The sequence below is a fragment of the Pseudomonas sp. GD04058 genome, from assembly GCF_029836855.1.
GTDB classification, from domain to species: domain Bacteria; phylum Pseudomonadota; class Gammaproteobacteria; order Pseudomonadales; family Pseudomonadaceae; genus Aquipseudomonas; species Aquipseudomonas bharatica.
On record NZ_JAOECN010000053.1, the window covers coordinates 1 to 26,035 of the forward strand.

The following is a 26,035-nucleotide window of genomic DNA, read 5'->3' on the forward strand; positions in this document are numbered from 1 at the left end:
GGGTGATGCCCTCCCCGTTTGCGCAATCAACCTGCATGTTCAATACCTGGCAATGACGCAACGCAGAAAGGAAACGTTCGGCCCGCTGCAGCAACGACGACTCGCTCTTATCCACAGATATCTCCAAAAGTGTGCGGACCTGCACAGAGCAGACAAAAAGTCTATATGGATCCGTTACTTATATATGTGTATCGTGCGCGGAACTTAAATCCGAAGGGACAACTCAAAGGATTCAAGTAATGCTATTCCACAAGGAGAAACACCCCATGCGTAAACCTTTTGCTTATGCCGTCATGATCGCCGCCGCCCTGGGCCTCGCCGCTTGCGACAAAGCCAGCGAAAACAAAGCTCAGGATGCTCAACAACATGCCGAGCAAGCCCAGCAGAAGATGGACGAAGCTCAGGATAAAGTGAACGAGGCCGCTAAAGAAAACGCCGAAGCCGCCAAAGACTCCGCTGAAGCTGAACAAAAAGCCGCTGAAGAAGCTGCGAAAGAATCCGCTCCAGCTACTCCGGCTCCGACCGCTCCGGCAGAACCTGCCAAGCAGTAAGGCTTGCTGGAATAAAAAAACCCGACTTCGGTCGGGTTTTTTTATTGATCGGCGAACACTCAGATCGAACTTTCGCTCTTCGCCATCTCCACGCTGGCTTCGGTCGGCGTATACACCATGACTTCCAATACATCCGAATGGAACTCACGGCGATACAATACCAGCACTACGCCCGCACTCATCGCCATGAATGCCCATGGGCTGATGAACCAGCTGAGCATGGCCATGCCGAAGTAATAGGAGCGCAGGCCGAAGTTGAACTGGTTGGCCGCCATGGAAATCACCCTCGCCGCCCGCGATGCAAAGGCCTTGCGCTCCTGCTCGCTGACCTGGCGCTCGCCGATCATCGGCGCCGATCCCACCAGCACCGCCGCGAAGTTGTATTGGCGCATGCACCAGCTGAAGGTAAAGAAGGCGTAGACGAAGACGACTGCCAGGCACAGCAGCTTGATCTCCGACATGCTTTGCGAGGCCTGCTGCACCAGTGGAAGGTCGGCCAGCAATGACAAGGCGCGGTCGGAAGCGCCGAGCACGGTAAGGATGCCGGCGAGAATGATCAGGGTACTGGAGGCGAAGAACGACGCGTTGCGTTCCAGGTTGCCGATCACGCTGGCATCGGCGATGCGGTTGTCGCGCAGCAGCATGCGACGCATCCAGTCTTCGCGGTACAGGTGCATGACGCTGGCCAGGCAGGCGGTGTCGCGCCCCTTCCAGGTGGCATAGCGGGTATAGCCGCCCCAGCAGAGGATGAACCATAGCGCGGCCAGCAGATTGGTCAGGTTGCTCAGAATGAAGCTCATGGAGGGTTCCGTTGGGCGGTGACGGCAGTTCGACGTCCACACACTCAAAAAGGACACTGCGCGGACCCTGTGGGAGCTGGCTTGCCAGCGATTGCGATGGTGAATTCACTAAAGCAATCGCTGGCAAGCCAGCTCCCACAGGCTCCGCAGCGCTTCTAGCCATCCATGAAAAAGCCCCGCCTCCTGGGTAGGAGGCGGGGCTTCGGGTATCACCGTCGGCAGGCGCTGATGGCTTGTGGCCTCGCCTGCCCTGCGGCGCTACTTAGGCCGTCACTTCGCGCGGCTTGCCGAGCATGCGATCGCACACCACGGCAACCACCAGGGTCGCCACGCACGGCACCAGCCAGGCCAGGCCCTGCTCGCTCAGCGGCAGGTGTTCGGCCCAGGCCGGCAGCCAGTGCTCCAGGCCGGCGCCCTTCAGCGCGTCGATCACGCCGAACACCAGCGATACCGCCATGACCGGGGCCATGATGCGGGTCTGCGAGTGCCACATGCCTTTGCAGAAGCTCAGGCCGACCAGCACGATGCACGGCGGGTAGATGGCGGTCAGTACCGGGACCGAGAACATGATCAGCTTGGTCAGGCCAAGGTTGGAGACCAGCAGCGAGAAGCCGGCCAGCAGCACCACCAGCGCACGGTAGGACAGCGGCAGCAGCCGGCTGAAGTATTCGGCGCAGGCGCAGGTCAGGCCAACCGCGGTAACCAGGCAGGCCAGGGCGATCAGCACCGCCAGGAAACCGCTGCCCAGCGAGCCGAAGGTGTGCTGCACATAGGCATGCAGCACCACCGCACCATTGGTCGCGGTCGCAGCGATATCGTGGCTGCCGGCACCGAGGCGGAACAGGCTGATATACACCAGGGTCAGGCCGACACCGGCGATCAGGCCGGCGATCACCGCATAGCGGGTGATCAGGCGCGGCGAATCGACGCCACGGGAGCGGATCGCATTGACGATGACGATGCCGAACACCAGCGCGCCCAGGGTATCCATGGTCAGGTAACCCTGGATGAAGCCTTGCGAGAACGGCGCCGCCACATAGGCTGGCTGCGCTTCACCAAGGGTGCCCGCTGGCAGGGCGAACGCGGCGATGCCGAGCACGGCCAGGGCGATGATCTTCAATGGCGCAAGGAAGCGGCCGACGGTGTCGAGCAGCTTGCCCGGGTACATGGACACCGCCAGCACCACCAGGAAGTACACCAGGCTGTAGATGAACAGCGCGGTCGGGCTTTCGCCGGTCAACGGCGCCACGCCCACCTCGAAGGACACGGTGGCGGTACGCGGGGTGGCGAACAGCGGGCCCACCGCCAGGTAGGCAGCCGCCGCCAGCAGGCCACCGGCGACCTTGCCGATCGGGCTGCTCAGTTCGTCCATGCCGCCGCCGACCTTGGCCAGGGCGATCACGGTGACCACCGGCAGGCCGACTGCGGTGACCAAAAAGCCCAGCGCCGCCATCCACACGTAAGGACCGGACTGCAAACCCACGATAGGCGGGAAAATGATATTGCCGGCCCCGACGAACAACGCGAACGTCATAAAGCCAAGCGCCAGGATGTCCTGGCCTTTCAAAACTTTCATTTAAGGAAATACCACACTGCGTAAATCGGAATTTAGAGAGGGATTTCCCCTTGGGTTAGGGAAATGTTTTTTCCACCCTGATTGAGGCGGACTTTTATAGCGTGGCGCTTCCTTTTGGGCGGCGGACACGAAATGAACGCGCATGGTACTCAAATTGGCGCTCTGGCGCACGGTCTCGGGGCGGATTGTCCGATGAGTGAACCAGAATGTCGCAAACGGTTGCTTGCTCAATTTCTAAAAGCTGGCGCGATTCCTGTGGGAGCTGGCTTGCCAGCGATAGGGCCGGCAAGAACAACGTTGTTGCCTGATCCGGCGCCATCGCTGGCAAGCCAGCTCCCACAGGGTGTTTTGCCCAGCTTGCAGATTCGAGCACAAACGAAAAAGGCCACCCGAAGGTGGCCTTTTTCTGCCTGGTCAGCGAAGAAGTCTTACTTCTTCACTTCCCAACCGGTCAGCTCGGCCAGGGCCTTGCCGATGTCGGCGAGCGAACGCACGGTCTTGACACCAGCGTCCTGCAGGGCGGCGAATTTCTCGTCCGCAGTGCCCTTGCCGCCAGAGATGATGGCGCCAGCATGGCCCATGCGCTTGCCCGCTGGGGCAGTCACACCGGCAATGTAGGAAACCACTGGCTTGGTCACGTTGGCCTTGATGTAGGCAGCCGCTTCTTCTTCAGCCGAACCACCGATCTCGCCGATCATGACGATGGCTTCGGTTTTCGGGTCTTCCTGGAACAGCTTCAGGATGTCGATGAAGTTGGAGCCCGGGATCGGGTCGCCACCGATACCGACGCAGGTGGACTGACCGAAACCGGCGTCAGTGGTCTGCTTGACGGCTTCATAGGTCAGGGTGCCGGAACGGGAAACGATACCGACCTTGCCTGGCAGGTGGATGTGGCCTGGCATGATGCCGATCTTGCACTCGCCCGGAGTGATGACGCCCGGGCAGTTAGGGCCGATCAGGGTAACGCCCAGCTCGTCGCACTTGACCTTGGCGTCCAGCATGTCGAGGGTAGGGATACCCTCGGTGATGCAGACGATCAGCTTGATACCGCCGAAGGCCGCTTCCAGGATCGAGTCCTTGCAGAAAGGAGCCGGAACGTAGATGACCGAAGCGTCAGCGCCGGTAGCTTCCACGGCTTCCTTGACGGTGTTGAACACCGGCAGGCCCAGGTGGGTGGTGCCACCCTTGCCTGGGGTTACGCCGCCGACCATCTTGGTGCCGTAGGCGATGGCCTGTTCGGAGTGGAAAGTACCTTGCGAGCCGGTGAAGCCCTGGCAGATGACTTTGGTGTCTTTATTGATCAGGACGCTCATTACTTGCCCTCCGCAGCTTTGACAACTTGTTGAGCAGCGTCGGTCAGGCTGGTGGCCGCAATGATGTTCAAACCGCTTTCTGCCAGTACTTTAGCGCCCAGTTCGGCGTTGTTGCCTTCGAGGCGAACGACGACCGGTACTTTAACGCCGACTTCCTTCACCGCGCCGATGATGCCTTCGGCAATCATGTCGCAGCGAACGATGCCGCCGAAGATGTTGACCAGAACGGCCGCGACATTGCTGTCGGACAGGATGATCTTGAAGGCTTCGGTAACGCGCTCTTTGGTAGCACCACCACCTACGTCGAGGAAGTTGGCTGGCTTGCCGCCGTGCAGGTTGACGATGTCCATGGTACCCATGGCCAGGCCGGCACCGTTGACCATGCAGCCGATGTTACCTTCGAGGGCAACGTAGTTCAGTTCGAACTTGGCAGCGTGGGCCTCACGGGCGTCGTCCTGGGACGGGTCGTGGAAGGTCTTCAGCTTCGGCTGACGGTACATGGCGTTGGCATCGATGTTGATCTTGGCATCGAGGCAGTGCAGGTCGCCGTCGGCCTTGATGACCAGCGGGTTCACTTCCAGCAGGGCCAGGTCGTGGTCCTTGAACAGCTTGGCCAGGCCAACGAAGATCTTGGCGAACTGTTGCACCTGCTTGCCTTCCAGGCCCAGCTGGAATGCCAGCTCACGGCCCTGGAACGGCTGGGCACCGACCAGCGGGTCGATGGTTGCCTTGAGGATCTTCTCGGGAGTGTCGTGAGCGACTTTCTCGATGTCCACGCCACCTTCGGTGGAAGCCATGAACACGATACGACGGCTCGAACGATCGACCACAGCGCCCAGGTACAGCTCTTTGGCGATGTCGGTGCAGGACTCGACCAGGATCTTGGAGACTGGTTGACCGTTGGCGTCAGTCTGGTAGGTCACCAGATTCTTGCCCAACCATTGTGCAGCGAACGCCTTGGCGTCTTCCTTGCTGCGAACCAGCTTGACGCCGCCCGCTTTGCCGCGACCACCGGCGTGGACCTGGGCTTTTACAACCCACTCGGTGCCGCCGATCTTGTCGCAGGCTTCTGCTGCTGCTTCAGGGGTATCGACTGCGAAACCCTTGGAAACTGGCAGGCCGTATTCAGCGAACAGCTGCTTACCCTGATACTCGTGAAGATTCATGCTTTTTACCGTCTTCGTTAGGTACTGCGCTTCGGCGCTGCGCCCGCGAGGGGTGCCGCGCCACCTGTGACCGCTTGCCCCCGGTATGCTCCGGGAGTTCGAGTCCGGCGGACTTTCCGCGGTGAGTCATGCACGCAAGACTCACGACGGGCCGTCCGCCGTGGTTTTCTTATGATTAACGCTTCTTACGGTTGGCTACGTGGATGGCACCGCCATTCACGGCCAGCGCGGCTTCATGCAGCGCTTCGGACAGGGTCGGATGGGAGAAGACCATCATGCCCAGGTCTTCGGCACTGGTGCCGAATTCCATTGCGATTGCACCCTGCTGCACCAGTTCGGCGGCGCTTGGGCCAATCACGTGTACACCCAGGACGCGGTCGGTCTTGGCATCGGCGATGACCTTGACGAAACCGCCGGTATCGTTGGCTGCCATCGCACGGCCGCTGGCCGCGAACGGGAAGGTGCCCACGTTAACCTCAACACCTTCTGCCTTCAAGGCTTGTTCGGTCTTGCCGACCCACGCGATTTCCGGGTGGGTGTAGATGACCGACGGGATCAGGTCGTAGTTCATCTGGGCCTTGTGGCCCTTGATGCGCTCGACGACCATGATGCCCTCTTCCGAGGCCTTGTGCGCCAGCATCATGCCACGCACCACGTCGCCGATGGCGTACACGCCTGGCACGCTGGTAGCGCAGTGGTCGTCAACGAACACGAAGCCGCGCTCGTCGATGGTCACGCCGCTGTCGGCAGCCAGCAGGTCGGTGGTCACCGGACGACGGCCGACCGCGACGATCAGCTTGTCGAAGGTGATCTTCTGTTCGCCGTTGGCGTCGGTGTAGGTGACTTCGACTTCGTCGCCGTTGACCTTCGAACCGGTCACGCGAGCGCCCAGCTTGATGTCCAGGCCCTGCTTGGTCAGGGTTTTCAGCGCTTCCTTGGAAACCGCGGTGTCGGCGGCCATCAGGAAGGTGTCCAGGGCTTCCAGGACGGTGACTTCGGCACCCAGGCGAGCCCAGACCGAACCCAGCTCCAGGCCGATCACGCCGGCACCGATGACGCCCAGGCGCTTCGGAACCGACTGGAATTCCAGGGCGCCGGTGGAGTCGACGATGACGTTCTGGTCGACCGGAGCCGGCGGAATGTCGATCGGACGGGAACCGGAAGCCAGGATCACGTTCTCGGCTTCGATGATCTCGGTGCTGCCGTCAGGCTTGGTGACTTCGACCTTCTTGCCGGCCAGCAGCTTGCCGTGGCCCTGGATCGAGGTGACGCCGTTGGCCTTGAACAGGGTGGCAACGCCGCCAGTCAGGTTCTTGACGATACCGGCCTTGCGGCCAACCATCGCAGCGACGTCCATCTTGACTTCACCGGTGGAGATACCGTGGACGTTGAAGCTCTCCTTGGCTTCCTTGTACTTCCAGGAGCTGTCCAGCAGCGCCTTGGAGGGAATGCAGCCAACGTTCAGGCAGGTACCGCCAAGGGCCAGTTTGCCTTCGGCATCGGTGTACTTCTCGATGCACGCGGTCGTGAAGCCCAGCTGGGCGGCCTTGATGGCAGCCACGTAGCCGCCAGGACCTGCACCAATTACTACTACGTCGAACTTCTGGCTCATAAAAAGATTCCTTTATAGCTTCAAGCAGCAAGCCGCAGGCTGCATGGCGACCGGCTCCAGACCAGGAGCGCGGCGCCTGCAGCCTTCAGCTGCGTATTAGATATCCAGCAGCAGGCGAGCCGGGTCTTCCAGCAGGTTCTTGATGGTTACCAGGAAGGTCACGGCTTCCTTACCGTCGATCAGGCGGTGATCGTAGGACAGCGCCAGGTACATCATCGGACTGATCACGACCTGGCCATTGATGGCCATCGGACGCTGGATGATGTTGTGCATGCCGAGGATCGCAGCCTGCGGCGGGTTGACGATCGGGGTCGACATCATCGAACCGAAGGTGCCGCCGTTGGTGATGGTGAAGGTGCCGCCGGTCATCTCTTCGATGGACAGCTTGCCGTCACGGGCCTTCTTGCCGAAGGTGGCGATGCCGTTCTCGATCTCGGCCAGGCTCATCAGCTCGGCGTTGCGCAGCACAGGAACCACCAGGCCACGGTCGCTGGAAACGGCGACGCCGATGTCCGAGTAGCCGTGGTAGACGATGTCGGAACCGTCGATCGAGGCGTTGACCGCAGGGAAACGCTTCAGGGCTTCGGTAGCGGCCTTGACGAAGAACGACATGAAGCCCAGGCGCACGCCGTTGTGGGTCTTCTCGAACAGGTCCTTGTACTTCGAACGCAGGGCCATGACTTCGGTCATGTCGACTTCGTTGAAGGTGGTCAGCATGGCCATGTTCGACTGTGCTTCGACCAGGCGCTCGGCAACCTTGGCCCGCAGGCGGGTCATCGGTACGCGCTTCTCGGTGCGGTCGCCAGTGGCGGTGACCACCGGAGCGGCGGCAGCGGCGGCCGGCTTGGCAGCCGGGGCAGCGGCAGGCGCGGACTTCTTGGCGGCAACGGCAGCCACGACGTCTTCCTTGGTAACGCGACCACCCTTGCCGGTGCCGGCAACGGAAGCCAGGTCGATGCCGTTTTCTTCAGCCAGCTTGCGCGCGGCCGGGGCGGCGATCGGGTCGTCTTCGCCAGCGTCGGCGGCGGCAGCAGCCTGGGCAGGCGCGGCAGCCGGGGCAGCGGCAGGAGCGGCGGCAACGCCACCGGCCTCGATCGAACCCAGGACCTCGTCGGACAGGACGGTGTCGCCCTCGCCCTTGACGATCGCGCCCAGTACGCCGTCAGCGGTGGCCAGGACTTCCAGAACGACCTTGTCGGTCTCGATGTCGACGATCAGCTCGTCACGCTTGACGGCTTCGCCCGGTTTCTTGTGCCAGGTGGCAACGGTGCCGTCGGCAACCGATTCCGGGAAGGTAGGGGCTTTGATCTCGATAGCCATTATCAGTGGTTCCTTAATTCGGTTTCAGGTGCGCGAGGCATTAAACGGTGAAGGCATCTTGCAGCAGTTTTTCCTGCTGCTCGGCGTGCATCGAAGCGTAACCACAGGCCGGGGCCGCAGACGCATCACGACCGGCGTACTCAAGGACCAGTGCCTTGTTGTGACGACCGAGGATACGGCGCATGTGGTGCTGGCTGCTGTACCAGGCGCCCTGGTTCATCGGTTCTTCCTGACACCACACCACGTCCTTCAGTTCGGTGTATGGCGCGAGGATTTCAACCAGATCGTCTTCAGGGAACGGATACAGTTGCTCGATACGCACGATGGCGATGTCTTCACGACCTTCGGCACGGCGTTTTTCCAGCAGATCGTAGTAGACCTTGCCGCTGCACAGGACCAGACGGGTGACTTTCTTCGGATCGAGGGTGTCGATTTCCGGGATCACGGTCTGGAACGAGCCTTCGGCCAGATCTTCCAGGGTCGAGATGGCCAGTTTGTGGCGCAGCAGCGACTTCGGTGTCAGTACGATCAGCGGTTTGCGCAGCGGACGGATCACCTGGCGGCGCAGCAGATGGTAGATCTGGGCCGGGGTGGTCGGTACGCAGACCTGGACGTTGTGCTCGGCACACAGTTGCAGGTAACGCTCCAGGCGCGCCGAGGAGTGCTCGGGACCCTGGCCTTCGTAACCGTGTGGCAGCAGCATGGTCAGACCGCACAGGCGGCCCCACTTGTGCTCGCCGCTGGTGATGAACTGGTCGACCACCACTTGCGCGCCGTTGGCGAAGTCACCGAACTGGGCTTCCCAGATCACCAGCGCGTTCGGCGTGGTGGTCGAGTAGCCGTATTCGAAGGCCAGTACCGCTTCTTCCGACAGGAAGGAGTCGTACAGGTCGAACTTCGGCTGGCCGTTGAACAGGTTCTGCAGCGGCAGGTAGGTGCTGGCGTCCTTCTGGTTGTGCAGCACCGCGTGACGGTGCGAGAAGGTGCCGCGACCGACGTCCTGGCCGGTGATGCGAACCGGGTGGCCTTCGAACAGCAGGGTGGCGTAGGCCATGGTTTCGGCGTAGCCCCAGTTGATCGGCAAGCCACCGGCCTGCATCTTCTGGCGGTCTTCGTAGATCTTCGAAACCTGGCGCTGGACCAGGAAGCCTTCCGGCAGTTCCAGCAGCTTGGCGGACAGTTCCTGCAGGGTCTTCAGATCGAAGCGGGTGTCGTGACGCGCGGTCCAGGCATGGCCCAGGTACGGACGCCAGTCGACGAACAGTTCCTTGTTAGGCTCCTTGACCAGGCTTTTCACCACGTGCAGGCCGTTGTCCAGCGCATTGCGGTACTCGTCGACCTTGGCCTGGACGCGCTCGGCATCCAGACGACCAGCCTGCACCAGGCTGTCGGCGTAGAGTTCACGGGTAGTGCGCTGCTTGGCGATCTGCTGGTACATCAGCGGCTGGGTGCCGTTCGGCTCGTCGGCCTCGTTGTGGCCGCGGCGGCGGTAGCAGACCAGGTCGATGACCACGTCACGCTTGAACTGCATGCGGTAGTCGACGGCCAGCTGGGTCACGAACAGTACCGCTTCCGGATCGTCGCCGTTCACGTGCAGGATCGGCGCCTGGATCATCTTGGCGACGTCGGTGCAGTACTCGGTGGAACGGGAGTCCAGCGGGTTGCTGATGGTGAAACCAACCTGGTTGTTGATCACGATGTGCACGGTGCCGCCGGTCTTGAAACCGCGGGTCTGCGACATCTGGAAGGTTTCCATGACCACGCCCTGACCCGCGAACGCGGCGTCACCGTGGATGGAGATCGGCAGGACCTTGTCGCCAACGGTGTCGTTGCGGCGATCCTGACGGGCGCGAACCGAACCTTCCACCACTGGCGAGACGATTTCCAGGTGGGAAGGGTTGAAGGCCATGGCCAGGTGGACTTCGCCACCGGCAGTCATCACGTTGGACGAGAAGCCCTGGTGGTACTTCACGTCACCGGAGCCCAGCTCGACCTTCTTCTTGCCTTCGAACTCGTCGAACAGCTCGCGCGGGTTCTTGCCGAAGGTGTTGACCAGCACGTTGAGACGGCCGCGGTGGGCCATGCCGATAACCACTTCCTTGGTGCCGTAGGAGCCGGAGCGCTGGATCATTTCGTCCAGCATCGGGATCAGGCTCTCGCCGCCTTCCAGGCCGAAACGCTTGGTGCCCGGGTACTTGGTGCCCAGGTACTTCTCCAGGCCCTCGGCTGCGGTCACGCGCTCGAGCAGGTGGCTCTGGATGTCGGCGGAGAAGGACGGACGGCCACGCACGCTTTCCAGGCGCTGCTGGAACCAGCTGCGCTGCTCGGAATCGACGATGTGGGTGAACTCGGCGCCGATGGTGCGACAATATGTCTGCTGCAACGCCTCGAGGATTTCGCGTAGGCTCGCTTCCTCTTTGCCGATGAACAGGTCGCCGGCACGGAAGGTCGTATCAAGATCGGCATTGGTCAAGCCGTAATGATTGATCGACAGGTCTACTGGCGCAGGGCGCTGCCACAACCCCAGGGGGTCGAGCTTCGCAGCCTGGTGGCCGCGCATACGGTAGGCCTGGATCAGTCGCAGCACTTCAACCTGCTTCTTCTCATGCTCACTGCTCACGCTACCGGCGGACACCGGTTGGGCGCGGCGCTGGTTCTTTGCCAGCAGCACGAAATGGTCGCGGATCGTCGAGTGCGATACATCGGTAGCAGTGCTGCCTTCTGCGGGCAACTTCTGGAAGTAGGTGCGCCACTCTTCTGGCACGGCGTTAGGGTCGTGCAGGTAGAGCTCGTAGAGCTCTTCCACATATGCAGCGTTACCACCTGACAGGTGGGCGCTGTTCCACATGCGCTGCATCACGCTTTCTTGCATGCTTGGTCACCCTCGGTTAGGGGCCTCGATCGGCAGAACCACGTAAGCCTGGAGTCATCTCACCAAAACCAGGCCTGCAAGATCCCGCAGATTTACCGGGTACCAGCCCGGATGCCCCTGCTGGTCTCATATCTTCATAGGTAAAGCTCGGGCTTTTGACCCTCGCTCGGGTTGCACCTCGGTGCGGGCTGGGCGCCCGCACCTTGGCGTACTGCGGTTACAACATCTACATCACACTTGCAGAATCAGGTACCGCTTTGCAGCAGCATGTTGCGTACGTGACCGATCGCCTTGGTCGGGTTCAGACCCTTCGGGCAGACGTTCACGCAGTTCATGATCCCGCGGCAGCGGAATACGCTGAACGGGTCATCCAGGGACGCCAGGCGCTCCTGGGTCTTGGTGTCGCGGCTGTCGGCCAGGAAACGGTAGGCCTGCAGCAAGGCGGCCGGACCGAGGAACTTGTCGGGGTTCCACCAGAACGACGGGCAGGAGGTCGAGCAGCAGGCGCACAGGATGCACTCGTACAGACCGTCCAGCTTGTCACGTTCTTCCGGCGACTGCAGACGCTCGATAGCCGGGGCCGGAGTATCGTTCTGCAGGAACGGCTTCACCTTCTCGTACTGCTTGTAGAAGATGCTCATGTCGACGACCAGGTCACGGATAACCGGCAGACCAGGCAGCGGACGCACCACCAACTTGTTACCTTTTACGACAGAGGACAGCGGCGTGATGCACGCCAGGCCGTTCTTGCCGTTGATGTTCATGCCGTCGGAACCGCAAACGCCTTCACGGCAGGAGCGACGGTAGGAGAAACCTTCGTCCTGTTCCTTGATCAGCGCCAGCACGTCCAGCACCATCAGGTCCTTGCCACCGGTATCGACCTGGAACACCTGGGTTTTAGGCGCCGAATCGGTATCCGGGTTGTAACGATAAACTTCAACTTGCAACATGGCGGCCACCCTTAGTAAGTCCGGACTTTTGGTTCGAACGCCGGTACGGTCTTCGGCGCGAAGTTGACTGCACGCTTGGCAACCCGCTTCTCACCCGGGAAGTACAGGGTGTGGCACAGCCAGTTTTCGTCATCGCGGTCTTCGTAGTCTTCACGGGCGTGAGCGCCGCGGGACTCTTTACGGACTTCGGCCGCGATGGCGGTAGCTTCGGCGACTTCCAGCAGGTTCTGCAGCTCCAGCGCTTCGATACGCGCAGTGTTGAACGCCTGGGACTTGTCGTTGATCTTGACGTTGGCGATACGCTCGCGCAGGTCGGCCAGCTGGGCGATACCCTTCTGCATGTATTCGCCGGTACGGAACACACCGAAGTAGTTCTGCATGCAGCTCTGCAGCTCGCGCTTCAGGGTTGCCACGTCTTCACCGGTGGTACGCTCGTTGAGCTTGTTCAGACGGTTCAGGGCGACTTCGACGTCGGTGTCGCTGGCGTCGCGGTATTCGATACCGTCGGTCAGCGCCTTCTCCAGATGCAGGCCGGCAGCGCGGCCGAAGACCACCAGGTCGAGCAGCGAATTGCCGCCCAGGCGGTTGGCACCGTGGACCGATACGCACGCCACTTCGCCTACGGCGAACAGACCCGGGATGATCTGGTCCTGGCCGTTGGCGTCCTGGGTGATGGCCTGGCCATGAATGTTGGTGGCAACGCCGCCCATCATGTAGTGGCAGGTTGGAACGACCGGCACCGGTGCGACCACAGGGTCGACGTGGGCGAAGGTCTTGGACAGCTCGCAGATGCCTGGCAGGCGGCTGTGCAGGACTTCCTCGCCGAGATGGTCGAGCTTCAGCATCACGTGGTCGCCGTTAGGGCCACAGCCGTTGCCGGCGATGATTTCCTTGACCATGGAACGGGCAACCACGTCGCGACCCGCGAGGTCTTTCGCGTTCGGAGCATAACGCTCCATGAAACGCTCGCCGTGCTTGTTGATCAGGTAACCGCCTTCACCACGGCAGCCTTCGGTGACCAGTACACCTGCGCCGGCGATGCCGGTCGGGTGGAACTGCCACATCTCGATGTCCTGCACCGGAACGCCGGCACGCAGGGCCATGCCGACGCCGTCACCGGTGTTGATCAGGGCGTTGGTGGTCGAAGCGTAGATGCGACCGGCACCGCCGGTAGCCAGCACGGTGGCCTTCGAACGGATGTACTGGGTTTCGCCGGTTTCGATGCAGATGGCGATCACACCGACGAACGCGCCGTCCTGGTTCTTCACCAGGTCAACCGCGTAGTACTCGTTAAGGAAGGTGGTGCCTGCCTTCAGGTTGCCCTGGTACAGGGTGTGCAGCAGCGCGTGACCGGTACGGTCGGAAGCGGCGCAGGTACGGGCAGCCTGGCCACCCTTGCCGAAGTCTTTGGACTGGCCGCCGAACGGACGCTGGTAGATACGACCGGTTTCGGTACGGGAGAACGGCAGGCCCATGTGGTCCAGTTCGAAGACCGCGGCCGGACCTTCCTGACACATGTATTCGATAGCGTCCTGGTCACCGATGTAGTCGGAACCCTTGACGGTATCGTACATGTGCCAGCGCCAGTCATCGTTCGGGTCGGCCGAAGCGATGGCGCAGGTGATGCCGCCCTGTGCCGACACGGTGTGCGAACGGGTCGGGAAGACCTTGGTGATCACCGCGGTCTTGTGGCCGCCCTGTGCCAGTTGCAGCGCAGCGCGCATACCGGCACCGCCGCCGCCGACAATGATGGCGTCGAAAGAAATCGTTGGAATGATAGCCATGAATCAGATACCCCAGAGAATCTGCACACCCCAGACGAAGTACGCGAACATCGCGACACCACATACCGCCTGGAACAGGAAACGAATCGCAGTCGCCGACTTGCCGAACGCCATAGGGGTCAGGTAGTCGGTCGCAATGGTCCACATGCCGACCCAGGCGTGAGCGCCCAGGGCAACCAGTGCCAGCAGACTGAAGATACGCATCGCGTTATTGGAGAACAGAGCGTGCCACTGGGCATATTCGATGCCAGGGTGCGCTACCAGGTAGCCGATCAGGAAAATGAAATAAGCCGCGAGAACGACCGCAGAAACGCGCTGCGCCATCCAGTCATAGAGGCCCGAACGCGAAAGGTTCGTGACGTTGGTTACCATATCCAAACTCCTGCCAGCACGATCACCACCACGGAGATGACGATGACGATTTTCGAGCCCAGCTTACCGCCTTCCAGCGTCTCGCCGATGCCCATGTCCATGATCAGATGGCGCACACCGGCCACCAGGTGATACAGCAAGGCGGACAGCAGAGCCCAGAACACGAACTTGGCCAGCGGACTGGTCAGACACGCCTTCACCTCGCCAAAGCCTTCCTCGGAACCCAGGGATTTGCCCAATGCATAAAGCATGATGGCCAGGCCCAGGAACAGGATGACGCCGGAGATGCGGTGAAGAATGGACGTGTAAGCAGTGATCGGGAGTTTGATGGTCCTTAGGTCTAGGTTTACAGGTCGTTGGCTTTTCACGGCTTTTTTCACACTGAAGAGCCCCTAGCAAGCAGGGCAAAGTTGTTGGTAAGTGTACTGGTCAGGTACCCACCACCCAGGGAGCGGCGACCCCCAGTCAGACGGGCGCGGATGCCCCTGGCGGTCGGGTGCCGAGTATAGACAGTTAGGCTACTAATGACAACGTGAAGGGGTAGCCCAAATAGCGCATTGCCTTTATCGAACAAAAGGCGTAAACGGGCGACATTTTCGAGGAAAAACAGGGCCTAAACCCCATTACAACCGTGCTTTAGGCAAATTGACATTCGAATTTATCTCACTATAGTGGTGCGGGCCCTGCGTGGGGGGTCTGTCAGATGATTTCAAGCATTAATAGGAGGCCACATGGCTGACAAAAAAGCGCAGTTGGTCATCGAGGGCGCAGCCCCCGTCGAGCTGCCCATTTTAACCGGCACCGTTGGTCCAGATGTTATCGACGTCAGAGGGTTGGGGGCCACGGGTCACTTCACTTTCGACCCTGGTTTCATGGCGACCGCATCCTGCGAGTCGAAGATCACCTACATCGACGGCGACAAGGGCATCCTGCTGCATCGTGGCTACCCGATCGAACAGCTCGCCGAGCAATCCGACTACCTCGAAACCTGCTACCTGCTGCTCAACGGCGAACTGCCGAACGCCGAGCAGAAGGCCCAGTTCGTCAGCACCGTGAAGAACCACACCATGGTGCACGAGCAGTTGAAGTCCTTCTTCAACGGCTTCCGCCGCGACGCCCACCCGATGGCCGTGATGTGCGGCGTGGTCGGCGCCCTGTCGGCGTTCTACCACGACTCGCTGGACATCAATAACCCGCAGCACCGGGAAATCTCCGCCGTTCGCCTGGTCGCCAAGATGCCGACCCTGGCCGCGATGGTCTACAAGTACTCCATGGGCCAGCCCATGATGTACCCGCGCAACGACCTGTCGTATGCGGAAAACTTCCTGCACATGATGTTCAACACCCCGTGCGAGATCAAACCGATCAGCCCGGTACTGGCCAAGGCGATGGACCGGATCTTCATCCTCCACGCCGATCACGAACAGAACGCCTCCACCTCCACCGTGCGCCTGGCCGGCTCCTCGGGCGCCAACCCGTTCGCCTGCATCGCCGCCGGTATCGCTGCACTGTGGGGCCCTGCCCACGGCGGTGCGAACGAGGCCGTGCTGACCATGCTCGACGAGATCGGCGATGTGTCCAACATCGACAAGTTCATCGCCAAGGCGAAGGACAAGAACGATCCGTTCAAGCTGATGGGCTTCGGTCACCGCGTCTACAAGAACCGTGACCCGCGCGCCACCGTGATGAAGCAGACCTGCGACGAAGTCCTGCGCGAGCTGGGCATCACCAACGATCCGCAACTGGAACTGGCGATGCGCCTGGAAGAGATCGCCCTGACCGATCCGTACTTCATCGAGCGCTCGCTGTACCCGAACGTCGACTTCTACTCGGGCATCATCCTCAAGGCGATCGGCATTCCGACCAGCATGTTCACCGTGATCTTCGCCCTGGCGCGGACCGTCGGCTGGATCTCGCACTGGAAGGAAATGCTCTCCAGCCCTTACAAGATCGGCCGTCCTCGCCAGCTGTACACCGGCTACGAGTCCCGCGACCTGGTCAAGCTGGAAGACCGCAAGTAGGCCTCGGCCGAACGCAAAAAGGCTGCCATCCGGCAGCCTTTTTTATTGCCCTGTGGGAGCTGGCTTGCCAGCTCCCACAGAGACCGCATCACAGTTGCGGACTTGCTTAGGAAACCCGGCAACTGTTACGCCTCACTTCGCCGCTTCGGCTTTCTCCTTCAACGCCTTCAAGGTGTTGAACGGCGCCTCGACGACGAATTTGTTCGACAACCAGGACGGCACGCTACCACCCGGATCGGTGTGCAACTGGTAGGTCACCTCGGTGGCATCGCCCTTGGGCACCAGCTTCCAGAAACCGTTGGCCGCCGCCACCCGCACGAAGTCCTTGTCCTGTGGCTGGTAGGTCGGCGCCGCCTCGATCGTGCGCGTTACGCTGCCATCAGCGCCCTGCTCGGTAGTGATATGCAGCACCGAGTCCCGCGCGGTCACCGGCCACGGCGTATTGAACTGGGCATAGGTCCAGCTCTGGTTGCCTTCATGCTTGAGCAGCTTCTGCATCTTGCACTCGTGGATCCAGGCACAGGAACCCGCCACATCCTCCTGCAGCCTGGCAATGGTCGCCACCGGCGCCTTGATCAGGGTGACGCCGCGATAAGCCTTGTACTTGGAGCCCGCCACATCACTGAGGGAGACCTGGATGCCCTGCTCGTTCTTCACCTCTTGCCATTGCTCGGCAAAGGCCACGTTCGACAAGGCAGTCAAACCTACGATTACAGCTACATGCTTGAACGATCTCATCCGCTTGTTTTCCTTATTGTCGAAGATCCGGCTTTCAGGCCGCAGTCATTTGCTCCCACCAACCGATGATCCTGATCGCCTCGTCGCGATCGCTGCCACACACCTCGATATCCGCCTTGAAACCGGAACAGACCGCCGGACGCTCCGGCTGTCCGAACAGATTGCACAGGTTGACCGCAGAGAGATGAATGCAGCGCTCGCCAGCCGGCTTGCCATCAGGCATGCCGGGAATGAACGAGCTGATCGATGGCGCTATGCAGCACGCGCCGCAGCCTTCTCGGCATTTCATGAATCAGAACCTCGGGGACGCAAATGGTGCGGATGAAAGGATAGTAACGACTAAAACAGGCGTTTGAAATTCCCGACAGGATGAAATATCGCTGACCGGTCGGTTCTCGTTTTCAGAGCCTTACTGCTTGAATTCGAAGTCGATGGCAGCGCCTTCGATTTCCTGCTGGCGCATATCGTTGCGCAGCTGCAACTGCATTTCGTTGCTGAGCAGCCGCCCGTTGAGCTGGAACGGGCTGTCGGCCTGCGGTTTTTCCCCGAACATCGCTGGCAGCAGCGGCTTGCGCACCTCCGCCTCGATCTCTTCCACCGGCTTCATGCCCTCCATCAGATCAGGCGGAAGGCTCAGGTCCAACCTGGCCTTGGGCAAGGGCGCAGCAATCGCATCGGCTTTCTTGCGTGCGGGAGTCTTGCTGACCTTCACCGGCTTTTTGGTCGCTGTAGCAGGCTTGGCCGGCGATGCTTTGCTGGCAGTGTCATTAGCGGTTTTCTGGACCTGCGGCCTGGCCTCGGAAGCTGCCATTACCGGGTCTACCGAAGACACCGCGAGCAACCCCGCCAACACCAGGCCGACACAACGCAAGAGAGTCATAGGCAACGACAGACTACCAGGGGAAAGTGCCTATGCTCCCCGTTCCAGACCTGCCTGACAAGGTGCAGATTACAGATAGCCAGCACTGGCCGTTTCCTGGCACAGCTGGCTGGCCAGCATGCCCAGGGTCATCAGCGCCCTCTCCGCCTCGCGATTCCAGGGGATCCCGCAGTTGAGGCGAATGCAGTGGTTGAACTGCTCGGTGTTGCTGAAGATAAGCCCCGGCGCAATGCTGATGCCCTGCTGCAAGGCCCGCACATGCAGTTCCTGGGTATTCACCCTGCCCGGCAAGCTGACCCAAAGAATGAAGCCACCCGTTGGTCGGGTCATTTGCGTGCCTTCGGGGAAGTACTGCTGCACGGCCAACTGATAAGCGCTGAGATTTTTCCGATATTCCTGGCGGATAAAGCGCAGATGGCGGTCGTAACCTCCATTTTCGAGGTAGGCGGCCACCCCCATCTGGGTCACGCTGCATGCCGAGTGAGTGCTGAAGGTCTGCAGCCGCTGGATTTCCTGCTGGTAGTTGCCGGCGATCATCCAGCCGATGCGCACCCCCGGCGACAGGGTCTTGGAGAAACTCGAACAGTAGATGACCCGCCCCAGGCGATCGAAGGCCTTGAGCGACTTGGTCTTGCCTTGCTCGAACATCAGTTCGCCGTAGATATCGTCCTCGATGATCTGGATATTGAAATCCGACGACAGGCGCAACAGCTGCTTCTGCCGCTCTTCCGGAATCGTCCCGCCCAGAGGGTTGCTCAGGCGCGCCGTCAGCACCAGCGCCTTTATCGACCACTGGTTCGCCGCCAGTTGCAGCGCCTCGAGGCTGATCCCGGTGGAGGGGTCGCTGGGAATCTCGATAACCTTCAGGCCCAGCAGATCCGCCAGTTGCAGCAAACCGTAGTAGGTTGGCGACTCAGCAGCGATCAGGTCACCCGGGCGGGTCAGTACCCGCAGCGACATCTGCAAGGCATCGACGCACCCATGGGTGACCACCACCTCGGACGGATCGACCACCACCCCGGCGTCGCGCATGCGAATGGCAATCTGCCGGCGCAGCGGTTCGAAGCCAGGGCTGAACATATAGCTGAACGCCCGCGGGCTTTGGAAACGGGTGACCTTGGCCAGTTGCTGGTGCAACGCCCGGACCGGCAGATAGTCCACATGAGGCACGGCCGCCCCGAGCGGGAATACGCCATCGCGGCGGGCTTCGGTCAGTACCTGCTGGATGATGCTGGCCCGGGTGACCAGGCCAGGCCGCTCGACCCGCGCGATATCGGGGGTGGACGCAGTCAGCGCAGGGGTCTGGTGGACGTAATAACCAGACTGCGGCCGAGCCCGGATCAGGCCTTGGTCTTCGAGATTGGCATAAGCCTGGAGCACCGTTGCATGGCTCACATTAAGTTGCGAGCTCATCTTGCGCACGGACGGCACACGCTCTCCCGGCTGGTAAACACCGCGACGAATGTCTTCGGCGAGTTGCTGGGCGATACGCTGGTAAAGCAACAGGTTGGTCATGGATCCTTCTCTCGACACGCAGGCAGTCCCGTTGTTCTTGTGTGATCTGCCGCTGAGAATACCGTAACAGTTGGCAAGTGTACCGGGACAGATTGCAATTCAGCAGACAATACAGCTGTGTCGCGGGGAAGCAAAGCGGCGCTTGGGTATAAGTTGTGGCTGAGGGCCTCATCGCTGGCAAGCCAGCTCCCACAGGGTTCGCGGTGCACACAAAACCTGTGGAAGCTGGCTTGCCAGCGATGAGGCCCTTCAGCACAACAAAAAACCCGGGATCTTTCGATCACCGGGTTTTCTTCAGAACTGACACCCCCCTTACCGCTCGGCGCCGAGCCTGCCCTTCTCGTCGGAGAACACGATCTCCACCCGACGATTCTGCGCCCTGCCCCGCTCCGAGGCATTTGCCTCGACAGGATACTGATCGCCGTAGCCGATCACCTTGATGCGCTTCTCGTCGACGCCCAGGTCCACCAGCATGTCGGCCACCGACTGCGCGCGATCCCGCGACAGTTTGAGGTTGTCATCGGGGTTGCCGGTGCTGTCGGTATAACCCTCGATACGCACCACGCGCTTGGGGTTCAACTGAAGAAACTGCACCAGCTTCAGCACGGTACGGCTGGCCGAACTCTTCAGCTCCGCCTCACCGGTATCGAACAGCACATCCCCCAGGGTCATCACCAGGCCACGATCGGTGTCGTTGGTGGCCAGGCTGACGATCTGCTCCTCCAGCCACTTGCCCTGCTGTTGCACACTGGCCAGCTTGGCTTCGCGCAAGGCCAGTTGCAGGCGCTGGCGCTCCAGCTCCAGCTTGGCCTGGCGCTCCTGGTTGAGCACCAGGTTGCTATGCTCGCGGGCGATCTGGCTGTAGCGCTGGCTCAGGTAGGCGTAGTGGCGCACATCGCTGCCCGTTCCCCAGTAGCTGGCGAGTCGCTCGGCCTTGGCCAGCGACTCGCCTGCCCGGATCACATCCCGTGGCGCGCTGCGCAACACGTTGGAATCGTCCTTCACCGACTGGAAGGCCGTGCTCGCCTGGTCCAGTGCCTCTTCGCTGCGCTGGCTGGCGCAACCCTGCAAACCGAGAACGCCGGCAATCGCCAGCACTGCCAAAGGCTTGATCGAACTCACCGTTGCTCCCCCAGTTGCTTGCGAAGACGGTCCACCCGGGATTGCAGCAGGGTCAGTTGTTCCTGGCTCTTCAGGGTCAGCACCTTGGCTTCGGCCAGGCGCGCATCCAGCTCGGACTGTTCGGCGCGCATCCGCGCATCGCGGAATGACTCGCTCAGCATGTTGGAACGGGCACGCTCCAGCTTTTCTTCGGCCAGCTTGAGCTCGGCGACGTCGTCGGTGGCACCGACGGCCTTGGCCTGCTCCAGCGCCTGCTCGGACAGGCGCATCTGCTCGTGGGGGGCCGGGTCACTGGCACAACCGACCAGGGCCAGCAGCGCCAGGGCGGCGAATAGCGATTGGATTCTCACAGGGCATTCCTACTGTTTTTGGGCATCGAGCGGCGCCTGCAACTGCGCCTGCCAGCGCTCGACATTGCGTTGCACCGCCGCCTGGACTACGCCAGAAGCCGGCAATTCTGTCAGCTTTTTCGCCAACTGTCCGCGTAACCAGGCGTCGTTGCAGGCGGAATTGTGCGACAGCGCCAGGAACAGCCCCGGATGATCGAGGGCCTGTCCACGGGCCACGAGGTCATCGGCCATGCCCAGGCTGCGCGCCATGGCCATGCCCGAGTAGCGCCCGGCAAGCACGTAGTCAACCTGGCCAAGCAGGAGCTTCTGCATGGCCTGGGTCAGGTTGGGCACCTGCACCAGCGTCAGTTCGGCCTTGCTGAACGCCGCGAATTCCGGGGTCAGCCGGGACTTTTCGGAAATGGCGCCCTGGTGCTTGTGCAGGTCGGCCAGATTGTCATAGACCAGCGTGGAATCATGCCGGGTCCAGACCACGTACTCGTTCTGCAGCACCGGCGGATGAATGTAATCGACCGATGTCAGCTCGCTCACTGCCAGCGGCGCGTCGACCAACAGGTCCATGCGCCCGCTGCGCACCTCGTCCTGGGCCTCGCTGCGCTTGCCGGAATAGAGCACTTCGACCTTGAGGCCCAACTCGCCGGCGACCTGCTTGAGCAGATCGACGCTGGCACCCATCAAGTGGCGTGGGTCCTGCGGATCGCGCCACGAATACGGCGGCGCATCCGGGCTGCCCGTCGCTACCAGCCGCTCGCATTTGCCGGCTGCCATCGCCAGCGACGGCAAGCACGCCAATCCGAGCATTGCCAGCGTTCCCGTTCGAGCAAACCGCACCATCACACGCCCCTTCTTCGACCGCAAAAAAACAAAAGCCCGGCTGCCCGGAGCGTAGCACCGTGGAAAAACCACCGTGCACGCCCCGCACAACCGGGCCCTTTATAAGTGAAGCGACTGGATTAAACCAGCTTCTCCAGCTCAGGAACGGCTTCGAACAGATCCGCCACCAGGCCGTAGTCGGCCACCTGGAAGATCGGCGCTTCTTCGTCCTTGTTGATCGCGACGATGACTTTCGAGTCCTTCATGCCGGCCAGGTGCTGGATCGCGCCGGAGATACCGACGGCGATGTACAGCTGTGGCGCAACGATCTTGCCGGTCTGGCCGACCTGCATGTCGTTCGGTACGAAACCTGCGTCGACTGCAGCGCGGGAAGCGCCGACTGCCGCGCCCAGCTTGTCGGCCAGGGCGTACAGGTGCTTGAAGTTGTCGCCGTTCTGCATGCCGCGGCCGCCGGAAACGACGATCTTGGCAGCGGTCAGCTCAGGACGGTCGGACTTGGCCAGCTCTTCGCCAACGAAGGCCGACTTGCCTGCGTCGTGGGCGGCAGCAACGGCTTCGACAGCGGCCGAACCACCTTCGGCGGCAACGGCGTCGAAGCCGGTGGCGCGAACGGTGATGACCTTGACCGCAGCGGTCGATTGCACGGTGGCAATGGCGTTGCCGGCGTAGATCGGACGCTTGAAGGTGTCGGCGGACTCAACCGAGATGATCTCGGAGATCTGGTCGACGTCCAGCAGTGCGGCAACGCGCGGCAGGACGTTCTTGCCGTTGGAGGTGGCAGGTGCCAGCACGTGGCTGTAGCCCTTGCCCAGCTCCGCTACCAGCGGCGCTACGTTCTCTGGCAGGAAGTGGGCATTGGCAGCGTTGTCGGCAACCAGCACCTTGGCCACGCCAGCGATCCTGGCGGCAGCTTCGGCTACGCCACCGACGTTCTGGCCAGCGACCAGGACGTGGATGTCGCCACCGATCTTGGCGGCAGCGGCAACGGTGTTGAGGGTAGCGGGTGCAATGGCACCGTTTTCGTGTTCAGCGATAACCAGGATAGTCATTTAGATTACCTTCGCCTCGTTCTTCAGTTTCTCGACCAGTTCAGCAACCGACTTGACCTTGATGCCCGCGCTGCGTGCAGCAGGCGCTTCGACTTTCAGGGTCTTGTTGGTCGAGGCGGTGGAAACGCCCAGCGCGTCCGGAGTAACGGTCTCCAGCGGCTTCTTCTTGGCCTTCATGATGTTCGGCAGCGACGCGTAGCGCGGCTCGTTCAGGCGCAGGTCGGTGGTGACGATCGCCGGCAGGTTCAGGGCGACGGTCTGCAGGCCGCCGTCGATTTCACGGGTGACGTTGACCTTGTCGCCAGCGACTTCGACCTTGGAGGCGAAGGTGCCCTGGGCGAAGCCGGTCAGCGCAGCCAGCATCTGGCCGGTCTGGTTGTTGTCGCTGTCGATGGCCTGCTTGCCGAGGATGACCAACTGAGGCTGTTCCTTGTCGACAACGGCCTTGAGGAGCTTGGCAACGGCCAGGGAAGTCAGTTCTTCGGCGGACTCGACCAGCACAGCGCGGTCGGCACCCAGGGCCAGGGCGGTACGCAGTTGTTCCTGGGCAGTGGCAGGACCGACGGTAACGACGACGATCTCGCTGGCCACGCCTTTTTCTTTCAGGCGTACGGCTTCTTCGACGGCGATCTCGCAGAAGGGGTTCATGGACATTTTGACGTTGGCGAGGTCGACGCCGGAGTTGTCCGCCTTGACGCGAACCTTGACGTTGTAGTCGACCACTCGTTTGACAGCTACAAGAACCTTCATGGATTCCTCGTTACTCTCCGGTGAAAAGAATATCGCCTGGGCCGGACCCGGCGATTGCACGGTACAAGGGCACCTCTAAAAACGCATCCGGAGGGACGAAGCCGGACTGACCGGGCAGTCCCGTTTCGACCCTTCATCGCAAAACCCGTGGGTCATTTCTTGTGGTGACGTGTAGACTTCACTACAAAACCCCGGTTTGGCGTAACTGCCCTGCGTTTAGCCAGGTCTTTAGGGGTGCTCCTGCATCCGACGGTAAGCCTACGGCGAGCGTAAAACCGCCCGTATCTTGACCGTAACGCCCAATCCGGTCAATACGGCAAAACCGCCAGCTTCAAGCCGCGCCACTTTGATTTTACTGGGCTTCGGCAAATTCAAACAAACGTTTGTATTGGACCGCGCAAGTGGTGTAGATATAATGCGCGGCCAAGAGAAAGCGGTGTAGTACGTCACCCCCCGAAGCTACAGAATCGCCCCTTCGATGTGACCGCCTTGCACCCCATTAGAAAAAACCGAGAGCCTTGAGTAGGAGAGAACCTGTGGAACGCGAATACATGGAATTCGACGTGGTCGTCGTCGGCGCAGGCCCGGCGGGCCTGTCCGCCGCCTGCCGACTGAAGCAGAAGGCCGCCGAAGCCGGTAGCGAAATCAGCGTCTGCGTGGTCGAGAAAGGCTCCGAGGTCGGTGCGCATATCCTCTCCGGCGCGGTATTCGAACCGCGCGCATTGAACGAACTGTTCCCGGACTGGAAAGAACTCGGCGCGCCGCTGAACACCGAGGTCAAGCGCGACGATATCTACGTGCTCAAGGACGGCAGCAGCTCGATCAAGGTCCCTGACCTGTTCGTGCCGAAAACCATGCACAACCAGGGCAACTACATCATTTCCCTGGGCAACCTGTGCCGCTGGCTGGCGCAGCAGGCCGAAAACCTGGGCGTCGAAATCTACCCGGGCTTCGCCGCCCAGGAAGTGCTGTTCGACGAGAACGGCGTAGTCCGCGGGATCATCACCGGCGATATGGGCGTCGATCGCGAAGGCAATCCCAAGGACGGCATGTACACCCCGGGCATGGAATTGCGTGGCAAATACACCCTGTTCGCCGAAGGCTGCCGTGGTCACCTGGGCAAGCAACTGATCAAGCGCTTCAACCTCGACAGCGACGCTGACACCCAGCACTACGGCATCGGCCTCAAGGAAATCTGGGAAATCGATCCGGCCAAGCATGAGCAAGGCCTGGTGGTACACACCGCCGGCTGGCCGCTGGACGTGATGAAGAAGGAAAACACCGGTGGCTCCTTCCTCTATCACCTGGAAAACAACCAGGTGGTGGTCGGCCTGATCGTCGACCTGTCCTACAGCAACCCGTTCCTTTCGCCGTTCGACGAATTCCAGCGCCTCAAGCACCACCCGGTGATCAGCCAGTACCTCGAAGGCGGCAAGCGCATCAGCTACGGCGCCCGCGCCCTGGCCAAGGGCGGCATCAACTCGCTGCCGAAGATGGTGTTCAACGGCGGCGCCCTGATCGGTTGCGACCTGGGTACCATGAACGTGGCCAAGATCAAGGGCAGCCACACCGCGATGAAGTCCGGCATGCTCGCTGCCGAAGCGGTGGCCGACGCCCTGCTCGCCGGCAGCGAAGGCGGCGACCAGCTGAACAGCTATGTCGATGCCTTCAAGGCCAGCTGGCTGCATGAAGAACTGTTCGCCAGCCGCAACTTCGGCCCGGCCATGCACAAGTTCGGCCCGATGCTCGGTGCAGCGTTCAACTACGTCGACCAGAACTGGTTCGGCGGCAAGCTGCCGTTCACCCTGCGCGACACCAAGCCGGACTATGCCTGCCTCAAGCTGGCCGCCGACTCGACCCGCATCGATTACCCGAAACCCGACGGCAAGCTGAGCTTCGACAAGCTCAGTTCGGTGTTCCTCTCCAGCACCAACCATGAAGAAGAACAGCCTTGCCACCTGAAGCTCGCCGACGCCGGTATCCCGATCGGCACCAACCTGCCGCTGTACGACGAACCGGCGCAGCGCTACTGCCCGGCCGGCGTGTACGAAGTGATCACCCAGGAAGACGGCAGCAAGCGCTTCCAGATCAACGCGCAGAACTGCGTGCACTGCAAGACCTGCGATATCAAGGATCCCTCGCAGAACATCACCTGGGTTACCCCGGAAGGTGCCGGCGGGCCGACCTACCCGAACATGTAAGTCACCAGCCATGAAAAAGCCCCTCTGCCGCAAGGCATGAGGGGCTTTTTACTAGCGACGCTTACCCTGTGGGAGCTGGCTTGCCAGCGATGAGCCCGGCACTGGCAATGATGTTGTCATGTTTGGCCCTATCGCTGGCAAGCCAGCTCCCACAGGGGCCGAGTCGCGTCAACTATTGGCCAGGGCCAGGTCTTCCTCGGTACTCAACTGTTCCCGCGCCCCGAAGTACATCGCCGCGCAGAACGCCACGCACACCCAC

General features: G+C 61.3%; 23 protein-coding genes and 1 pseudogene. 3 read left to right on the forward strand and 21 right to left on the reverse strand.

The genetic code is table 11. The annotated features are described in order from the left end of the window. Nucleotides 1-115: pseudogene (locus tag N7650_RS25655) on the reverse strand (thioesterase); the annotation flags it as partial. Nucleotides 116-266: 151 nt separating this feature from the next. Between N7650_RS25655 and N7650_RS25660 the strand changes: the two are divergent. Beyond that, nucleotides 267-551 carry a hypothetical protein gene (locus tag N7650_RS25660; RefSeq protein WP_037059233.1) on the forward strand — a complete coding sequence of 95 codons (285 nt, stop codon included), beginning with the start codon at nt 267-269 and terminating at the stop codon, nt 549-551. Nucleotides 552-610: 59 nt separating this feature from the next. Here N7650_RS25660 and N7650_RS25665 read toward each other — a convergent pair whose 3' ends face one another. The 11 genes from N7650_RS25665 to sdhC form a co-directional block, all read right to left on the reverse strand. After that, nucleotides 611-1,351, reverse strand: coding sequence for a DUF599 family protein (locus N7650_RS25665; protein ID WP_279900560.1), 741 nt, complete (start codon nt 1,349-1,351; stop codon nt 611-613). Between the two features lie 262 nt (nt 1,352-1,613). Then, the gene (gene brnQ / locus N7650_RS25670; protein WP_009396304.1) at nt 1,614-2,927 is read right to left on the reverse strand and encodes a branched-chain amino acid transport system II carrier protein; all 1,314 of its coding nucleotides are present in this window, start codon (nt 2,925-2,927) and stop codon (nt 1,614-1,616) included. A 428-nt stretch (nt 2,928-3,355) separates the two neighbouring features. Next, on the reverse strand, nt 3,356-4,240 hold the full coding sequence (gene sucD / locus N7650_RS25675; protein WP_004376004.1) for a succinate--CoA ligase subunit alpha: 885 nt from the start codon (nt 4,238-4,240) through the stop codon (nt 3,356-3,358). After that, nucleotides 4,240-5,406 carry an ADP-forming succinate--CoA ligase subunit beta gene (gene sucC, locus N7650_RS25680; RefSeq protein WP_009396303.1) on the reverse strand — a complete coding sequence of 389 codons (1,167 nt, stop codon included), beginning with the start codon at nt 5,404-5,406 and terminating at the stop codon, nt 4,240-4,242. The genes sucD and sucC overlap by 1 nt, the downstream gene beginning before the upstream one ends. Before the next feature lie 175 nt (nt 5,407-5,581). Further along, nucleotides 5,582-7,018 (reverse strand): dihydrolipoyl dehydrogenase, encoded by a 1,437-nt coding sequence (gene lpdA, locus N7650_RS25685; protein ID WP_064301824.1) that lies wholly within the window; start codon nt 7,016-7,018, stop codon nt 5,582-5,584. Nucleotides 7,019-7,114: 96 nt separating this feature from the next. After that, nucleotides 7,115-8,338, reverse strand: coding sequence for a 2-oxoglutarate dehydrogenase complex dihydrolipoyllysine-residue succinyltransferase (gene odhB / locus N7650_RS25690; protein WP_279900562.1), 1,224 nt, complete (start codon nt 8,336-8,338; stop codon nt 7,115-7,117). Between the two features lie 40 nt (nt 8,339-8,378). Next, nucleotides 8,379-11,210, reverse strand: coding sequence for a 2-oxoglutarate dehydrogenase E1 component (locus tag N7650_RS25695; protein ID WP_009396300.1), 2,832 nt, complete (start codon nt 11,208-11,210; stop codon nt 8,379-8,381). Between the two features lie 245 nt (nt 11,211-11,455). Further along, nucleotides 11,456-12,160, reverse strand: a complete 705-nt coding sequence (locus N7650_RS25700) for a succinate dehydrogenase iron-sulfur subunit (protein WP_009396299.1) — start codon at nt 12,158-12,160, stop codon at nt 11,456-11,458. An 11-nt stretch (nt 12,161-12,171) separates the two neighbouring features. Then, complete coding sequence (gene sdhA / locus N7650_RS25705; RefSeq protein WP_009396298.1) at nt 12,172-13,944, reverse strand: succinate dehydrogenase flavoprotein subunit; 1,773 nt, start codon at nt 13,942-13,944, stop codon at nt 12,172-12,174. A gap of 3 nt (nt 13,945-13,947) precedes the next feature. Then, entirely contained in the window at nt 13,948-14,316 is a 369-nt protein-coding gene (gene sdhD, locus N7650_RS25710) for a succinate dehydrogenase, hydrophobic membrane anchor protein (RefSeq protein WP_009396297.1), read from the reverse strand. Next, nucleotides 14,310-14,696: a succinate dehydrogenase, cytochrome b556 subunit gene (gene sdhC, locus N7650_RS25715; RefSeq protein WP_170394861.1), complete on the reverse strand. Its 387-nt coding sequence runs from the start codon at nt 14,694-14,696 to the stop codon at nt 14,310-14,312. Before sdhC ends, sdhD begins: the two co-directional genes overlap by 7 nt. Nucleotides 14,697-15,047: 351 nt before the next feature. On the opposite strand from sdhC, the gene gltA reads away from it, so the two are divergent. Then, the gene (gene gltA / locus N7650_RS25720; RefSeq protein ID WP_009396293.1) at nt 15,048-16,337 is read left to right on the forward strand and encodes a citrate synthase; all 1,290 of its coding nucleotides are present in this window, start codon (nt 15,048-15,050) and stop codon (nt 16,335-16,337) included. Nucleotides 16,338-16,469: 132 nt separating this feature from the next. Here gltA and N7650_RS25725 read toward each other — a convergent pair whose 3' ends face one another. From N7650_RS25725 to N7650_RS25765, 9 genes are all read right to left on the reverse strand, one after another. Further along, complete coding sequence (locus N7650_RS25725) at nt 16,470-17,075, reverse strand: START domain-containing protein (RefSeq protein ID WP_279900564.1); 606 nt, start codon at nt 17,073-17,075, stop codon at nt 16,470-16,472. A gap of 34 nt (nt 17,076-17,109) precedes the next feature. Further along, nucleotides 17,110-17,364: a YkgJ family cysteine cluster protein gene (locus N7650_RS25730; RefSeq protein ID WP_279900565.1), complete on the reverse strand. Its 255-nt coding sequence runs from the start codon at nt 17,362-17,364 to the stop codon at nt 17,110-17,112. A 120-nt stretch (nt 17,365-17,484) separates the two neighbouring features. Next, nucleotides 17,485-17,886: a translation initiation factor 2 gene (locus N7650_RS25735; RefSeq protein ID WP_279900569.1), complete on the reverse strand. Its 402-nt coding sequence runs from the start codon at nt 17,884-17,886 to the stop codon at nt 17,485-17,487. Nucleotides 17,887-18,024: 138 nt separating this feature from the next. After that, nucleotides 18,025-19,470, reverse strand: a complete 1,446-nt coding sequence (locus tag N7650_RS25740) for a PLP-dependent aminotransferase family protein (RefSeq protein WP_064301828.1) — start codon at nt 19,468-19,470, stop codon at nt 18,025-18,027. A gap of 312 nt (nt 19,471-19,782) precedes the next feature. Next, nucleotides 19,783-20,592, reverse strand: a complete 810-nt coding sequence (locus tag N7650_RS25745; protein ID WP_009396283.1) for an OmpA family protein — start codon at nt 20,590-20,592, stop codon at nt 19,783-19,785. Further along, nucleotides 20,589-20,942: a DUF4398 domain-containing protein gene (locus tag N7650_RS25750; RefSeq protein WP_009396281.1), complete on the reverse strand. Its 354-nt coding sequence runs from the start codon at nt 20,940-20,942 to the stop codon at nt 20,589-20,591. The genes N7650_RS25745 and N7650_RS25750 overlap by 4 nt, the downstream gene beginning before the upstream one ends. 9 nt (nt 20,943-20,951) lie before the next feature. Next, nucleotides 20,952-21,743, reverse strand: a complete 792-nt coding sequence (locus N7650_RS25755; RefSeq protein WP_279900566.1) for a transporter substrate-binding domain-containing protein — start codon at nt 21,741-21,743, stop codon at nt 20,952-20,954. 152 nt (nt 21,744-21,895) lie between these two features. Next, nucleotides 21,896-22,825: an FAD-binding protein gene (locus N7650_RS25760; protein WP_279900568.1), complete on the reverse strand. Its 930-nt coding sequence runs from the start codon at nt 22,823-22,825 to the stop codon at nt 21,896-21,898. Continuing rightward, on the reverse strand, nt 22,826-23,575 hold the full coding sequence (locus N7650_RS25765; RefSeq protein WP_009396278.1) for an electron transfer flavoprotein subunit beta/FixA family protein: 750 nt from the start codon (nt 23,573-23,575) through the stop codon (nt 22,826-22,828). It lies immediately after the preceding gene. A gap of 536 nt (nt 23,576-24,111) precedes the next feature. Between N7650_RS25765 and N7650_RS25770 the strand changes: the two genes are divergently transcribed. Continuing rightward, entirely contained in the window at nt 24,112-25,776 is a 1,665-nt protein-coding gene (locus N7650_RS25770; protein ID WP_064301832.1) for an electron transfer flavoprotein-ubiquinone oxidoreductase, read from the forward strand. The last annotated feature ends 259 nt before the right edge of the window (nt 25,777-26,035 follow it).